Consider the following 14,645-nt stretch of genomic DNA (forward strand, 5'->3'; position numbering starts at 1 on the left):
GCAGCGTATCAATGCACCGTCAACCTGGTCAGGCCAACCCGGCCGCCGCACTACCGACAAGCCTGCATGACGATCGACAAGCGCCGCTTCGCTGCCCCGCTCACGCCGCTGGTGGCGCTTGCAATCCAGTGGAGCTTCTGGCCTTGGCTGCAGCCTTTCGCCTGGTTCCTGTTCTATCCGGCGATCTTCTTCGCGGCACGCCTGGGCGGGCGCATCGGCGCCTGGCTGGCCACGGCGCTGTCGGTGGTGCTGGTGTGGACCGTCTTCATCGGTCCGTCACCGGGCGTCGGCAACCCCTCCGCCGTGTTCTCGACGATCGTCTTCGCCTTGATGGGGATCCTGTTCGGAGAAGCGCAGGAGCAGCTGATGCGCGCCCTGCGAAAGGATCGCCAGGCGCTCGACGGCAGCCAGGCCGAACTGCAGCGCCACCGCGATCACCTGCAGGAACTCGTCGACGCGCGCACCGCCGAACTGGAGAAGGCGATGCAGGCGCGCGGTGACGCCGAGGCGTTCGTGCGGGCGATCGCCGACAACCTGCCCGCGCGGGTGAGCTTCTGGGACGTCGACCTGCGCTGCCGCTTCGTCAACCAGCGCTTCTGCCACGACGAGGGCCGCCCGCGCGAGGCGCTGATCGGCGCCTCGCTGATCGATGTCTTCGGCGCCGGCCGCATCGGCGAGGTCGAGGCCCGGCTGCGCATGGCGATGCAAGGCCAGGCGCAGCATTTCGAGCGCATCGTGCCAGGCCTCGACGGCACCACCCGCACGCTGTGGGTCCACCACATCCCGGTGATCCGCGACGGCCGCCTGCGCGGCGTCGTCGCTATGGGCACCGACATCAGCGAGATCAAGCGCGACGAGATCCGGCTGAGGCAGCTCAACACCGAACTCGCCCAGGCCCGCGACCATGCCGAGGCCGCCAACCGCGCCAAGAGCACCTTCCTGGCCAACATGAGCCACGAGATCCGCACGCCGATGAACGCCATCATCGGCCTGACGCAACTGCTGCGGCGCACCCACCGCGACCCCGCCGGCGCCGAACAGCTCGCCAAGGTGGCCGACGCGGCCGATCACCTGCTGCAGATCATCAACGACGTGCTCGACCTGTCCAAGATCGAGTCCGGCAAGGTCGAGCTCGAGAGCATCGACATCGACCTCGACGAACTGCTCTCGCGCACGCTGTCGCTGGTCAGCAGCCGCGCGCACGAAAAGGGGCTCGAGCTGGTGCTCGACACCGACCACCTGCCGCGCACGCTGCGTGGCGATCCGACCCGGCTGTCGCAGGCGCTGCTGAACCTGCTGACCAACGCGATCAAGTTCACCGACCACGGCAGCGTGATCCTGCGGGGCCAGAAACTGCAAGACGGCGCCGACGGCGTGCACGTGCGTTTTTCGGTGCAGGACACCGGCATCGGCGTCGAGGCCGACCAGGTCGAGGCGCTGTTCCTGGCCTTCGAACAGGGCGACAGCTCGACCACCCGGCGCCACGGCGGCACCGGTCTCGGCCTGGCGATCACGCGCCACCTGGCGCAGCTGATGGGCGGCGAATCGGGCGCCGACAGCGTGGCCGGACAAGGCAGCACCTTCTGGTTCACGGCGCGGCTGGCGCATGCGCGCACGCTGCAGCCACCACGGCGTCCGACCGCCCTGCACGGCCTGCGCGTGCTGCTGGCCGACGACCTCGAACCCGCGCGCGAGGCGATGGCCGAGATGATGCGGTCGATCGGCCTGCGGGTCGATGCGGTGGCGTCGGGCGAACAGGCGCTGGCCGCACTGCAGGACGTGTCGCCGGACCCTTACCGCCTGGTGCTGCTGGACTGGTGCATGCCCGGTCTGGACGGCATCGAGACCGCCCGCCGCATGGCGCAGCTCGCGCTGCCGCAGCGCCCGCCGGTCGTGCTGGTCAGCGCGCAGGACGACGACACCCTGCCCGCCCTGGCGCGCACGGTCGGCATCGGCACGGTGCTGCTCAAGCCGCTGACGGCGTCGAGCCTGCATGACGCCGTGATCGGCCTGCTGCAGATCGACGCGCCACGGGCGGCGGCCACGCCGCCGCAGGCCCTGCAGCAGCTCGAGCGCCAGTTGCGGCAGCGCCATGGTGGCGCCCCGGTGCTGTTGGCCGAGGACAACCCGATCAACCAGGAGGTCGCCAGCTCGCTGCTGCAGCTGGCCGGGCTGCAGGTCGACGTCGCCGACGATGGCGCACAGGCGCTGGCGATGGCCGAGACCACCGACTACCGCGCCATCCTGATGGACATGCAGATGCCGGTGATGGACGGCCTGCAGGCCACTCGGGCGATCCGCGCACTGCCGCGCGCGGCCGGACTGCCGATCATCGCCATGACCGCCAACGCCTTCGGCGAGGACCGGGCTGCCTGCCTGGCCGCGGGCATGAACGACCACATCGCCAAACCCGTCAACGCGCAGGTGCTGTACGCCACCCTGCTGCGCTGGCTCGACGCCCATCCGCCGCCACTCGAGACGCCCATGACCCCGGAAAAACCAGCCGACCGCGACGCGACACCCGGTTCGGGTTTCGCAGCCATCGAGGGCCTGAACATCCAGACCGGCCTGCGCCAGATGGGCGGGCGCATGAGCACCTACGTGCGCATCATCCGCCGCTTCACCGAGCTGTACGGACGCGGCATCGCCGGCCTGAACCAGGCCCTGCTCGACGGCGACGGCGCGGCAGCCCGCAACGCCGTGCATGCCTTCAAGGGCGCCAGCGGCACCATCGGCGCGACGTCGCTGGCCGAACAGGCCAGCGCGCTCGAGCACGACATCCTGGCGCGCCGGCCGACCTCCGAGCTGGTCGAGGCCGTCGAGCACCTGCAGCAGGATCTGGCCCGGATGGTCGAGGCACTCGACCAGGCGCTGCCGGCCGAGTCCGAGGCGGTGGCCGCCCACGGGGCCGCCGCTAGGCCAGCAGGCGGCGCAGCTTGAGGTAGGCCAGCGCCGCCATCACCGCATCGTTGAGCGCATCGTGCGCATCGCGCTGCGGCAGATCGAGGTCCTTCATCAGGGTGTCGAACCGCAGGTCGATGTTGACCGACTGCTGCTGGTACGGCAGCAGCTGGCGGTGCTTGTAGTCGTGGTAGAGCGACGAGACCTCGATCCTGGGCTGCGGCAGGCCCATGCCGAGCATCGGCCAGGCCACGCGGTTGATCATCGCCAGATCGAACTCGAGGTAGTAGCCCACCAGCGGCCGGCTGCCGATGAAGTGCATCAGCTGCATCACCGCCTCCTCGGGCTTGAGGCCCTGGGCGACGTCCTGCTCGCGCAGGCGGTGCACCCGCACGCTGTCGGCCGAGAGCTTGCGCTTTTCGGGCCGCACCAGCAGCTCCAGGCGCTCGCTGGTCATGATGCGGTTGCCGACGATGCGCACCGCGCCGATGGCGATGATCTCGTCGCGGCCGACGTCCAGGCCGGTGGTCTCGCAGTCGAGCGCCACCCACTCGTCGGGCGGCGGCTCGTCCCACATGAAACGCAGGCGCTGGTCGCCCAGGTGGTAGAGCAGCCATTCGCGCTTGAGCGCAGCCAGCGCCTGTGCGGGCGACAGGTCGGCGAGCTTCACATCGTGTCCAGGTGGAAGCGGTGGCGCAGCATCGCCTTGAAACGCTTGACCGCGCCGAGCGCGTCCTTCAGCAGATCGCGCTCGAGCGGCGTCAGGGCGCCGAGGTCGACCGTGCCGGTGACCGGCCGGCCCAGGTCCATCTCGGCCAGCGCGGCCTTCAGGCGCAGCGCCATCAGGTAGTGCAGGCTGTCGGTCAGCTCGGCGCCGGTTTCCTTGGGCAGCTTGCCCATCGCCACCAGCGCCTCGATGCGGTCGACCGTGCCGGTGGCCGCCACGTGCTGCTGCAGCGCGACGGCGCGCACACCGTGCACGAGCGAGAAGATGCCGGCCTTCTTGAGGTGCAGCGCCTCGCGCTCGTCGGTGCCGAGCGTCAGCAGGCGGTTCCACCAGCCGCTGCCTTCGTTGAAGGCGTCGATCGCGGCGACGAAACGCGTCAGCAGCGAATCGTTTTCTCCGACCAGCCCGAAGATCTCGCCGCGCACCTGGTCGAGCAGCGCGTGGTCGCCGCAGACGGCGTGCGCGTCCATGAAGATCGCCAGCGCCATCAGGCTGTCGCCGTCGGGCAGCTGCAGCCAGCGCCGCACGCGCTGGCCGAACTCGGCCGCCGGGTGACGCCAGTCGGGGTTGCTGACCATGATCCCGCCAGGGCACTCGGGGTAGCCGAAACCGGCGAGCGCCTGCGAAAAGCGGCTGCAGACATCGGCCAGGTCGGTCGGCGGCGTGTAGCCGTCGCGCAGGATCAGGCCGTTGTCCTGGTCGGTGCGCAGCAGCTGCTCGCCGCGGCCCTCGCTGCCCATCACGAACAGGCAGCTGTTGGCGACCAGATCGGCCGGCGCCACCAGCTGCCAGGCACGCTCGAACAGCTTGGCGTTGAGCTCCTGAACCAGCCGGGCGATCATGCCCACCCGCGTGCCGCCGCGGTGCAGCAGCGTGATCAGGCGGGTGATCTGGTGGGCGGCGGCCTCGAGCGCGGCGAGATCCTGCGCCTCCAGGATCTGCAGCGTGATCAGGTAGGAGTGGTTCGACAAAAAGCTCAGCAGATCGAGCTGTTCGAGCACGCCCACCACCTGCGGGTCGGCACCGCTGCGGTCGATCACGACCACCCGGTGCACCTGGTGGCGGATCATCATCGCCAGTGCGTCGAACAGGTAGTCGCTCGGCTCGCAGCTCACCAGCCCGAAGGTGGCCAGCTCGCCGACCGGCAATCGGTCGAGCGGCATGCCGTGCAGGATCGCGCGCTGCAGCCCGGTGGTGGTGAAGATGCCCAGCCGCGACGGCACCGAGGCGTCGTCGCGCACCAGCACGTTGGAGGTGCGGTTGGCGTGGAAGGCCCGCACCACCGAGACGATGTCGGTGGCCGCGTCGACGAACACCGGCGCACGCAGGAACACCTCCTGGATGCGCGCCATCGTCAGCGACTGCATCTCGTGCTGGCTCTGGCGCTCGGACAGCGCGCTCAACTTCTGCGACAGGTCCGAGAACAGCAGCGCCGCGAAGGTGGCGTTGGCGGCGATCAGCTCGGTCACCGTCTGGCGCGCCAGCTGGTAGGCCACCACCTCCTCGGCCGCCACGAAGCGGCCGTTGACCCGGCCGGTGACCAGCGAGCGGCCGTCGAAGCTGTCGTCGGGCCCGTAGGTGGCGACCAGCTCGTCGCCCTCGAACTGGCTGACGTGGCCCTTGATGATCACGAACAGGTGCGTCGGCGTGTCGCCGCTCCTGAGCACCGGCTCGCCGGCCGGAAAGTAGGCGATGTCGACGCTGTGGCGCACCAGCTCACGCTGCGGCGCGTTCAGGCAATCGAAGGGCGAGGCGTTGAAGTTGAAGGCGCTGGGCATGTGTGGGTGCACTCTAAGCGCACGCAGCGTCGACAGGCTTACGTTGGCGCAACAGGCGAGTCAGGCAAACCCTCGGCATCGGCATCGGCGTCGGCCTCGGCCTCGTTCAGCAAGGCCAGCAGGCCGGCCTCGTCGAGGATCACCAGCCCCAGCTCGCGCGCCTTGTCGAGCTTGCTGCCGGCCTCCGCGCCGGCCACCACGAAGTGGGTCTTCTTCGACACCGAGCCGCTCACCTTGCCGCCCGCGGCTTCGATCAGGTCCTTGGCGGCGTCGCGGCCGAGCGTGGGCAGCGTGCCGGTCAGCACCAGCGTCTTGCCGGCCAGCGGCAGTTCGGCGGCGTCGGCGGCGGCGCTGGCCTCGTGTTCGGCCCAGTGGATGCCGGCCGCGCGCAGCTGCTCGACCACCTCGCGGTTGTGCGGCTGGTCGAAGAAGGTGCGGATGCTCAGCGCCACGATCGGGCCGACATCGGGCACCGCCTGCAGCTGATCGACGCTGGCGTCCATCACCCGGTCGAGCGCGCCGAAATGCCGCGCCAGCGCCTTGGCCGTGGCCTCGCCGACCTGGCGGATGCCGAGCGAAAACAGGAAGCGCGCCAGCGTCGTCTGCTTGCTCTTCTCGAGCGCGGCCACCAGGTTGACGGCGCTCTTCTCGCCCATGCGCTCCAGCGCGGTCAGCTTGGCCACGCCGAGCTTGTAGAGCTCGGGCAGGGTGCGGATGACGCCGGCGTCGACCAGCTGATCGACCAGCTTGTCACCCAGACCCTCGATGTCCATCATGCGCCGGCTGGCGAAATGCAGGATCGCCTGCTTGCGCTGCGCGGCGCAGAACAGGCCGCCGGTGCAGCGCCAGTCGGCCTCGCCTTCGGGCCGTGCGATCGCGCTGCCGCACACCGGGCACCGGCCGCCCAGGCGCTGGTAGAGGTCGAACGGTTCGCCGACGTCATCCGGGCGCTGCTCCAGCACCACGCCGACCACCTGGGGGATGACGTCACCGGCACGCCGCACGATCACGGTGTCGCCCACGCGCACGTCCTTGCGGCGCGCTTCGTCCTCGTTGTGCAGCGTGGCGTTGCTGACCGTCGTGCCGCCGACGAACACCGGCTCCAGCCGGGCCACCGGCGTGAGCTTGCCGGTGCGCCCGACCTGGATCTCGATGCCCAGCAGCCGCGTCATCTGCTCCTGCGCCGGGTATTTGTGCGCCACCGCCCAGCGCGGCTCGCGGGTCACGAAACCGAGCCGCTGCTGCAGCGCCAGGCTGTCGACCTTGTAGACCACGCCGTCGATGTCGAACGCCAGGCTGTCGCGCAGCGCGCCGATGCGCTGGTGGAACGCCACCAGCCCGTCGGCGCCCTGCACCACCGCGCGCTCGGCGCACACCGGCAGGCCGGCGGCGGCCAGCGCGTCGAGCAGGCCGGCGTGGGTGTGTGGCAGCGCCCAGCCCTGCACCTCGCCCAGGCCGTAGGCGAAGAAGCTCAGCGGCCGCTGCGCCGCGATCGCCGGGTCAAGCTGGCGCACCGCGCCGGCTGCAGCATTGCGCGGGTTGACGAAGGTCTTCTCGCCCTTGTCGCCGCGCGCGATGCGCTCGCGCTGGCGCTCGTTGAGCGCCTCGAAATCGTCGCGGCGCATGTAGACCTCGCCGCGCACCTCCAGAACGGCAGGGGCCAGATCCGGCGCACCGGTTTCGCCGCCGGGCCGCCCCAAGGCGAAACGCGCCCCCTCGGGGGGCAGCGAGTGCGCATCAGCGCCGAGCGTGGGGGCCCACCTCAGCCGCAGCGGGATCTGGCCGATGGTGCGGATGTTCTGCGTCACGTCCTCGCCGCTTTCGCCGTCGCCGCGGGTGGCAGCCTGCACCAGCACGCCGTGTTCGTAACGCAGGTTGATCGCCAGGCCGTCGAACTTGAGCTCGGTGGCGTAGCTGATCGGCGGGGCGTCGTCGGGCAGTTCCAGCTCGCGGCGCACCCGCGCATCAAAAGCGACCGCGCCGCTGGCCTCGGTGTCGGTCTCGGTGCGGATGCTGAGCATCGGCACGGCGTGGCGCACCACGACGAAGCCGTCGCGGACCTGGCCGAGCACACGCTGCGTGGGTGAATCGGCGGTACGCAGCGCCGGATACATCGCCTCGATGGCCTGCAACTCTTGAAACAGGCGGTCGTACTCGGCATCGGGCAACTCGGGCGCGTCGAGCACGTAATAGAGGTGCGCGTGGTGCTGCAGCGTGCTGCGCAGCCAGGCCGCGCGTGCGGCGGCGGTCTGCAGATCGGGTGGCGCCGCGCTGGCCGGGCCGACGTCAGGAACACCGTTGCGATCAGGGTCGGGAGCGGAGTTGGCAGGAGCTGAAGGCGACATGGCAGGAGTCTAGCCAGCCGCAGGCCCGCTCCGAATCCTGCCGCCGATGCCAGATCCATCACGTCACGACCGCACACCGATCGCGGCGGGTGGGCACCGTGTAGGAGATTCAACTCGTTACACCGTCATCCATCGCCTTACAAGCCGCTGCTAACTGCCCGACAAGATGCGTCGATCAGATCGGCCAGACAGAGCAGTTCTTCAGTGGGGCCGAGATGCAGTTCCAATCCTTTTCACCCGTGCGCGCAATGAATTTCGAGAATGACGGCCCCACGCGCGAACGGCGAACCCTTGGCCTGTGGTGCCACGCCGCACTGCTTTGCGGCCTGCTGTGCAGCACCACCGCGATGGCCGAGGACCGCAACGACCCCACGCCCCGCAACCTCGGTGACGCTGCCTTGCGGCAGGTGAGTCTCGCCGGCAACGGCGCCGGCCCCCTGTCGGTCGGACTCGATGCCGTGCCGCTGCTGGAGAGCAACCCCGACGGGCCGCTCGGCGGGCCGGCCGCCAACGACTTCGGCGCCTCCCGCTGGGGCCCCCGGCGCGGCCTGACCGACACCAGCGCCTTGGCACCGCGCGGCGCCAACGGCGCTAGCCTCTACGCCTATGTCGACCTCGGCTCGGCCCTGCCGGCGCGCCTGCGCGAACTGATCGGCCAGCCCGACGGCGGCGTCACGATGGACTTGCGCGGCAGTTCCAGCGCGTTCTCCGGGCCGTCGATGGGATCGATGATGCGCTGGAACAACCGCGACGGCAGCCAGCTCTCGCTGCGCCTGCGCCGCGGCAAGCTCAGCCTGCAGTACGGCCTGCGCTTCTGGCACTGAGCCGGCACCGAGCCCGCCGCGCATTCAGGGCAGCGAGGCGACCGGCCGGATCTCGATGCGCCGCGCCGACGGCGCCAGCTCACGCGCGCGCAGCTGGCCGCAGCCACCCTCCACGTCCTGCCCGGCCGATTGCCGCAGCTTGGTCAGGATGCCGCGCCGGTGCAGCGTGCGCGCCAGCGCGGCGGCGGCCTCCCACGACGGCCGCGTGTACGGCAGATCGGGCACCGTGTTGTACGGAATCATGTTCAGCACCGCGTACTTGCCGTGCAGCAGCCGCACGATGCCCTCGACCTCGTCGGGCCCGTCGTTGATGCCTTCGAGCAGCGTCCACTGGTACTGGATCGGGTAGCTGGTGGCGCGTGCATAGGCTTCGGCGCGCTCGACCAGATCGGCCGGGTCCATGCGCGGCGCGCGTGGCAGCAGTTGCGCGCGCAGATCGGCCCGCGTGGTGTGCAGCGACAGCGCCAGCGCCGGCTTGACCGGCCCGAGCGGCAGGCGCTCGAACACGCGCGGGTCGCCCACGGTCGAGAACACCAGGTTCTTGTGGCCGATGGCGCCGGTCGTGCCGAGGAAGTCGATCGCCTCCATCACGTTGTCGAGGTTGTGCGCGGGCTCGCCCATGCCCATGAACACCACCTTCTTGACCAGCCGCTGGCGCCGCGCCAGCACCACCTGCGCCACGATCTCGGCGCTGCCGACCTGGCGCAGCAGGCCCTCGCGCCCGGTCATGCAGAACACGCAGCCGACCGCGCAGCCGACCTGGGTCGACACGCACAGACCGTCGCGCGGCAGCAACACGCTCTCGACCGTCTGACCATCGGCCAGTTCGACCAGCAGGCGCGCCGAACCGTCCTCGCCGGGGTGCTGCGAGCGCAGGCGGGCCAGGCCGTCCAGATCGGCCAGCAGCGCCGGCATGGCGTCGCGCACGGCCTGCGGGAGGAAATCGTCGGGGCGACTGCGGCCACCTTCGGTCGGCAGCACCTGCGCCCAAATCCGCAAAATCCGCTGTTCGTGACAGGGTTTCGCACCTTGGGCACGCAGGCGTTGGCGTATGAAATCAATGCGCATCGAAATAACGTCTGGATGGGGCATGCCAAAAGTAATCGGACGGGCAATACTGGCACAGGCCCTTCATGCGCATTTATCACCCCATGCTAGAGTTTATCGAGCCGTCTCCTCGCGTCTGACCTTGCATGCAGAAGAAGCGACCATCCCTTTCATCGTTTCTGATCGGCTTGGCTGCGGGCGTGCTGCCGCCGCATGTGGCTGCGCTGGAATTCGGCCCCGCGCCCCAAAGCATCGCACTCGGCCAGCCTCTCGATTTCTCGGTGCCGCTGCGCCTGGAGCCGGGCGAATCGACCGCCCCGGATTGCACCATCGCCGACGTCACGCTCGGCGATGAACACCTGCCGGCGCCGCTGGTGCGAACCCGGCTCGAACGGACCGATCTGCGGTCGGCGCTGATCCGGGTGACGTCCACCCAGGCAGTCAACGAGCCGCTGGTCACGGTGGAGCTTTCGGTCGGTTGCGGGTCGCGCATCACGCGTCGGTTCGTGGTGCTGGCCGACCCCTCGCTCGCGCCGGCCGTTGCGCCGGCCGTTGCGCCGTCGGTTGCCGCCCCGCCGGTGGCGTTGCCGGTGGCCGAGCCGTTGCGCGACGCGCCGCCACCGCCGCGTGCCGCCGTTGCCGCGCCGGCCAGCACGGCGCGAGCCGCGGAGCCCGCGCCTGCGGTTCCACGCCCGGCACCCGGCAGCGCGCCACCGGCCACCAGGAAACCGAAGGAAACCCGTGCCGCGCCGGCGCCTCGCACGCGGGCGAGCGAATCCGCCATCGTGGCACCCGACAGGCCGCGCCTCAGGATGGACGTGGTCGAGCCCACGGCGACGACGGCCAAACCGCTGGCCACCATCGTCGAGGAGGCGCTGCAGGCCATCGAGGCCGCCGCGCAGTCGGCCAGTTCGGCCGGCGCTGCGGCATCGGCCGCCCCCACCGCGTCGACGCGGATCGCGGCACTCGAAAAGACCGTCCTCGACCTGCACAAGGAGTCGCAGGTCCAGCGTGAACTGATGCTGCAGATGCAGGCGCAGCTGCTGGCCGCGGAAACAGCCAACCGCTGGGTCATGCCCTTGTCGATCATGCTGGTAGGGCTGACGGGCCTGGCCGGCTGGCTGGCCTGGCGGGTGCGACAGCTGCAGCGCGGGGGGCGGTCGGACAACCCGCCGAGCAACTTGCCCGTGCCGGCGTCAGGCGTGGCCGATGACGAGGCCATCTCCCTGCCGCCGAACTACGACTCGACCAGCCCGCCCAGCGCGAACCTCAACGGCGGATCGCCGCGCGACGTGTCGATCGAGGAACTGATCGACCTGGAGCAGCAGGCCGAGTTCTTCATCGCGCTGGGCCAGGAGGACTCCGCCGTCGAGCTGCTGACCGACCATCTGCGCAACAGCGAAGGCGGCAGCCCGCTGGCCTACCTGAAGCTGCTGGAGATCTACAAGCGCCGGGACGACCGGGCGTCCTACGAGCGCATCCGGGTCGGCTTCAACCAGCGCTTCAACGCCTACGCGCCGGTCTGGGAGGCCGATCTGCAGGCCGGACTGGTGCTCGAAGACTACCCCGAGGTGATGCAGCAGCTGCAGAAGGTGTGGCCCCGCCCGCTGGCTGCGATGGCGGAGCTGGGGATGCTGATCTTCCACACCACGCGCGGCGACGTCTTCGATCTGCCCGCCTACCGCGACGTGCTGTTCCTGTACGCACTGGCTCGCGACCTGGCCGACCACAACGAGCCGACGATCCAGCGCATCGCCCTGATGTCGCCGCTGCCCGAGGTGTCCGAGTTCAGCGACACCGCCCAGCATGTGGAACCGGTCGACGATCGCCTGCCGAGCATCGACGCCACCGACAGCGAGCTGCCCACCACGATGGTCGAACTGGTCGACCTGGACCTGCATCTGGATCTCGACCTCGACAGCAGCAACACCGTGGAGGTCCAGACCGCCACCGCCATCGACACCGATGAGGTCCCCGAGCTGGACCTGGACCTGGATCTGTCCGACCCGTTGTATTCCGACCGCAAGATACGGCGGCAGTGACCCCTTGCCGGCCTGGCCGGCAAAGCGTGAATCACGACTTGGCGGGGGCGTTTTCCGCCACCTTCCTGAAAAACTCGAAGATCCCCGAGTCGCCCATCCGCCTCGCATTCGACAACTCGCCCGCCCGCGTCGAGTAGATCACCTCACCGGCCGGTGATACCAGGACGGCCGCCGGAATGCCTTTCTTGGTCGGGTTGCCGTACTGCGTGGTCAGGTCGAGATTGCGGTTGAAATTGCCCACGTCCACCTTGACCGTCACGAACTCCTTGGCCATCAGTTCGGCGTTGCGGGTGGTTTTCAGGGATTTGTCGAGCGCACGGCAGTCCTCGCACCAGTTGGCGCCGAAGATCACCAGCGCCGGCAGATTGGCGGCCCGGGCGCTGGCCAAGGCCTGGGCGACATCTTTCCGGGCATCGGCGGCTTCGTCGTAGGGCGGCGGACCGGCAGGCCGGCCGACCCCCGAAAACCACAGCGCGGCGCCCCCGAGCAACAAGACGGCGGCAATCGGGGCGAGGATGCGGAGCTTCATGACAGTGCGTGGGCCCGACCCACGATGGAATTGAACGGCAGCGCGAGTGTGCCGGGCCCTCGTGCCAGGCGCGACCCGGCGCCGTCAGCCGATGCGCATCGGGGCCAAATTTGACGCGGCATCCGACCCGCCGACGCCGTCATCCATCTGCCACCAGGCCGGCAGCAGCGTCCTCACCTCGCGCCGGCCGAACCGGTCGTCGAGCAGGTGCACCACGCCCTGGTCGCGGGTGGTGCGGATCACGCGCCCGGCCGCCTGCACCACTTTCTGCAGGCCGGGGTAGAGGTAGGTGTAGTCGAAACCGGCGCCGCACAGGCGCTCGATGCGCTGGCGGATCTGCTCGTTGACCGCGTTGACCTGCGGCATGCCGAGGGTGGCGATGAAAGCGCCCACCAGGCGCTCGCCGGGCAGGTCGATGCCTTCGGCGAACGAGCCGCCGAGCACCGCGAAGCCGATACCGCAACCGCCGGGCCGGAACTGCGCCAGGAACTGCGCCTGCGCCGCCTCGCTCATGCCGCGCGCCTGCCGCCACAGCGGCACCTCGGGGTGGTGCTCGGCAAAGCGCGCCGCCACGCGTTCGAGGTAGTCGAAGCTGCTGAAAAACGCCAGGTAGTTGCCCGGCCGCTCGGCATACTGACGCGCGATCAGCGCGACCACCGGCGCCAGCGAGGCGCTGCGGTGCTGCCAGCGGGTCGAGATGTGGCGGGCGATCTGCACCGAGAGCTGGCGCGCCTCGAAGGGCGAATCGACGTCGATCCAGGCGGTGTCGTCGGGCAGGCCGAGCAGATCGGCGTGATAGCGGCGCGGCTGCAGCGTGGCCGAAAACAGCGTGGTGCTGTGCGCCGCGGCCAGGCGCGGCGTGAGAAACGGCGCCGGCACGACGTTGCGCAGGCACAGCGTGACGCCGGGTTGCGCGCCTTGCGTGCTGCGCGCCAGATCGAACAGCGAGTGCTCGCCGAACGACTCGGCCAGCCGGGTGATGGCGAGCGCGTCGAAGCAGAAATCCAGCCACAGCGGCTGCACGTCGATCGGGTGTTCGGCCAGGTGATCGAACACGGCGGTGGTGGCTTGCTGCAGTGCGTCGAGCAGCTTGTCGGGCGCAGCGTCGAGCACCTGGTAGTCGAGCGGGTGTTCGGCGGCGAGTGCGCTCCAGCGCCGCTGCACGCGCTCGAAGGCCTTCTTGAGCGGCGCCGGCGCGCCACGTTTGATCGCCTTGAGCCGGGCCGGATCGAACTCGGCGCTGTACATCTTGCGGGCGCGCTCGACCAGGTTGTGCGCCTCGTCGACCAGCAGCGCCACGCGCCACCGGTGCAGCGCGCTCAGGCCGTGCAGCATGGCGGCGCTGTCGAAGAAGTGGTTGTAGTCGCCCACCACCACGTCGCTCCAATGGGCCAGTTCCTGGCCGAGGTAGTACGGGCAGATGTGGTGCCGGGCGGCGAGCTGGCGCACGCTGTCGCGCCGCCAGTCAGGCAGCGACAGGGCGGCGTGGCGGGCGGCGCCAAGGCGGTCGTAAAAACCTTCGGCGAGCGGGCACGACTCGCCGTTGCAAGCCTTGTCGGGGTGCTCGCAGGCCTTGTCGCGGGCGACGAGTTCGAGCACGCGCAGCGGGAAGATGCGCGCGGGCAAGGTGTGCAAGGCGGACTCGGGTGGGCTCGACGCGGCCTCGGCCGTCGACGCCGGTCGCCCGCTCAGCAGCGCCAGCGCATCGAGTGCCAGGGCGCGGCCGGAGGTCTTGGCGGTCAAAAAAAACACCCGGTCCAGCCGCTCGGGCATGGCCTTGAGCAGCGGGAACAGCGTGCCCACCGTCTTGCCGATGCCAGTGGGCGCCTGCGCCATCAGGCAGCGGCCGGCCCGCGCGACCTTGAACACCGCCTCGGCGAGCGCGCGCTGGCCGTGGCGGAAGGTGGCGTGCGGAAAGGCCAGCGCGCTCAGTGCCTCGTCGCGCGCGCTGCGGTGCGCCAGTTCGGATTCGGCCCAGGCCAGAAAGGCGCCGCAGCGCGCCTCGAACTGATGGCACAGATCGACGGCACTCACCTGCTGCGTGAACACCGTCTCCTGCTGCGAGGCCACGTCGAGGTAGACCAGCGCCAGCTCGATCTGCGCCAGCCCGCGCGCCTGGCACATCAGCCAGCCGTAGGTCTGCGCCTGCGCCCAGTGCAGCGCGCGGTGGTTGTCGGGCTGGCGGTCGAGCCGGCCGCGGTGGGTCTTGACTTCTTCGAGGCGGTTGCGGGCAGCGTCGTAACCGTCGGCCCGGCCGCGCACGTGCAGCGGCCCGAAATCGCCGGCCAGCGTGATCTCCACCTCGTGCCCCGGCCCGCGCCGCCCCGCCACCAGCGCGTGGCCGTCGATGCCCTCCTGCGCGCTGGGCGACGGCGTGAAGCGCAGGTCGAGATCACCGGCCTTGGCGGTGAACTCGCACAGCGTGCGCACCGCCACCGTGTACTGCGCCACC

Annotated in this window: 9 protein-coding genes; 3 read left to right on the forward strand and 6 right to left on the reverse strand. The window is 70.1% G+C overall.

The window, feature by feature from the left end; genetic code table 11:
- The first annotated feature begins 66 nt into the window (after positions 1-66).
- Positions 67-2,940: a hybrid sensor histidine kinase/response regulator gene (locus tag LCHO_RS12495; protein ID WP_012347523.1), complete on the forward strand. Its 2,874-nt coding sequence runs from the start codon at positions 67-69 to the stop codon at positions 2,938-2,940.
- Here the strand turns inward: LCHO_RS12495 and LCHO_RS12500 are convergent.
- Genes LCHO_RS12500 through ligA form a run of 3 tightly spaced genes read right to left on the reverse strand, consistent with a single transcriptional unit; the run spans position 2,915 to position 7,751 of the window.
- A complete protein-coding gene (locus LCHO_RS12500) occupies positions 2,915-3,571 on the reverse strand; it encodes a 3'-5' exonuclease (RefSeq protein ID WP_012347524.1) in 657 nt (218 codons plus the stop codon). The genes LCHO_RS12495 and LCHO_RS12500 overlap by 26 nt on opposite strands.
- Positions 3,568-5,406 (reverse strand): DUF294 nucleotidyltransferase-like domain-containing protein, encoded by a 1,839-nt coding sequence (locus LCHO_RS12505; protein ID WP_012347525.1) that lies wholly within the window; start codon positions 5,404-5,406, stop codon positions 3,568-3,570. Before LCHO_RS12505 ends, LCHO_RS12500 begins: the two co-directional genes overlap by 4 nt.
- A 38-nt stretch (positions 5,407-5,444) precedes the next feature.
- Positions 5,445-7,751 carry an NAD-dependent DNA ligase LigA gene (ligA, locus tag LCHO_RS12510; protein ID WP_012347526.1) on the reverse strand — a complete coding sequence of 769 codons (2,307 nt, stop codon included), beginning with the start codon at positions 7,749-7,751 and terminating at the stop codon, positions 5,445-5,447.
- Positions 7,752-7,999: 248 nt separating this feature from the next.
- On the opposite strand from ligA, the gene LCHO_RS12515 reads away from it, so the two are divergent.
- Positions 8,000-8,575, forward strand: coding sequence for a hypothetical protein (locus LCHO_RS12515; RefSeq protein WP_043704272.1), 576 nt, complete (start codon positions 8,000-8,002; stop codon positions 8,573-8,575).
- A 24-nt stretch (positions 8,576-8,599) separates the two neighbouring features.
- Here the strand turns inward: LCHO_RS12515 and LCHO_RS12520 are convergent, their stop codons facing one another.
- Positions 8,600-9,643: an RNA methyltransferase gene (locus tag LCHO_RS12520; RefSeq protein ID WP_012347528.1), complete on the reverse strand. Its 1,044-nt coding sequence runs from the start codon at positions 9,641-9,643 to the stop codon at positions 8,600-8,602.
- 125 nt (positions 9,644-9,768) lie between these two features.
- Here LCHO_RS12520 and LCHO_RS12525 point away from each other — a divergent pair, with 125 nt between their 5' ends.
- The gene (locus LCHO_RS12525; RefSeq protein WP_012347529.1) at positions 9,769-11,664 is read left to right on the forward strand and encodes a type IV pilus assembly protein FimV; all 1,896 of its coding nucleotides are present in this window, start codon (positions 9,769-9,771) and stop codon (positions 11,662-11,664) included.
- 31 nt (positions 11,665-11,695) lie between these two features.
- Here LCHO_RS12525 and LCHO_RS12530 read toward each other — a convergent pair whose 3' ends face one another.
- Both LCHO_RS12530 and LCHO_RS12535 read right to left on the reverse strand, forming a co-directional pair.
- Positions 11,696-12,193, reverse strand: coding sequence for a thioredoxin family protein (locus LCHO_RS12530; protein ID WP_012347530.1), 498 nt, complete (start codon positions 12,191-12,193; stop codon positions 11,696-11,698).
- 84 nt (positions 12,194-12,277) lie between these two features.
- The gene (locus LCHO_RS12535) at positions 12,278-14,644 is read right to left on the reverse strand and encodes an ATP-dependent DNA helicase (protein WP_012347531.1); all 2,367 of its coding nucleotides are present in this window, start codon (positions 14,642-14,644) and stop codon (positions 12,278-12,280) included.
- Position 14,645: the final 1 nt, after the last annotated feature.

The sequence above is a fragment of the Leptothrix cholodnii SP-6 genome (assembly GCF_000019785.1).
In the GTDB taxonomy this organism is placed as follows: Bacteria; Pseudomonadota; Gammaproteobacteria; order Burkholderiales; family Burkholderiaceae_C; genus Sphaerotilus; species Sphaerotilus cholodnii.

Bases quoted from the DNA above. Each gene is read 5' to 3' on its own strand.
- LCHO_RS12525 (WP_012347529.1), top strand. From the start codon at position 9,769: ATGCAGAAGAAGCGACCATCCCTTTCATCGTTTCTGATCGGCTTGGCT.
- LCHO_RS12495 (WP_012347523.1), top strand. From the start codon at position 67: ATGACGATCGACAAGCGCCGCTTCGCTGCCCCGCTCACGCCGCTGGTG.
- LCHO_RS12505 (WP_012347525.1), bottom strand. From the start codon at position 5,406: ATGCCCAGCGCCTTCAACTTCAACGCCTCGCCCTTCGATTGCCTGAAC.
- LCHO_RS12515 (WP_043704272.1), top strand. From the start codon at position 8,000: ATGAATTTCGAGAATGACGGCCCCACGCGCGAACGGCGAACCCTTGGC.
- ligA (WP_012347526.1), bottom strand. From the start codon at position 7,751: ATGTCGCCTTCAGCTCCTGCCAACTCCGCTCCCGACCCTGATCGCAAC.
- LCHO_RS12530 (WP_012347530.1), bottom strand. From the start codon at position 12,193: ATGAAGCTCCGCATCCTCGCCCCGATTGCCGCCGTCTTGTTGCTCGGG.
- LCHO_RS12520 (WP_012347528.1), bottom strand. From the start codon at position 9,643: ATGCGCATTGATTTCATACGCCAACGCCTGCGTGCCCAAGGTGCGAAA.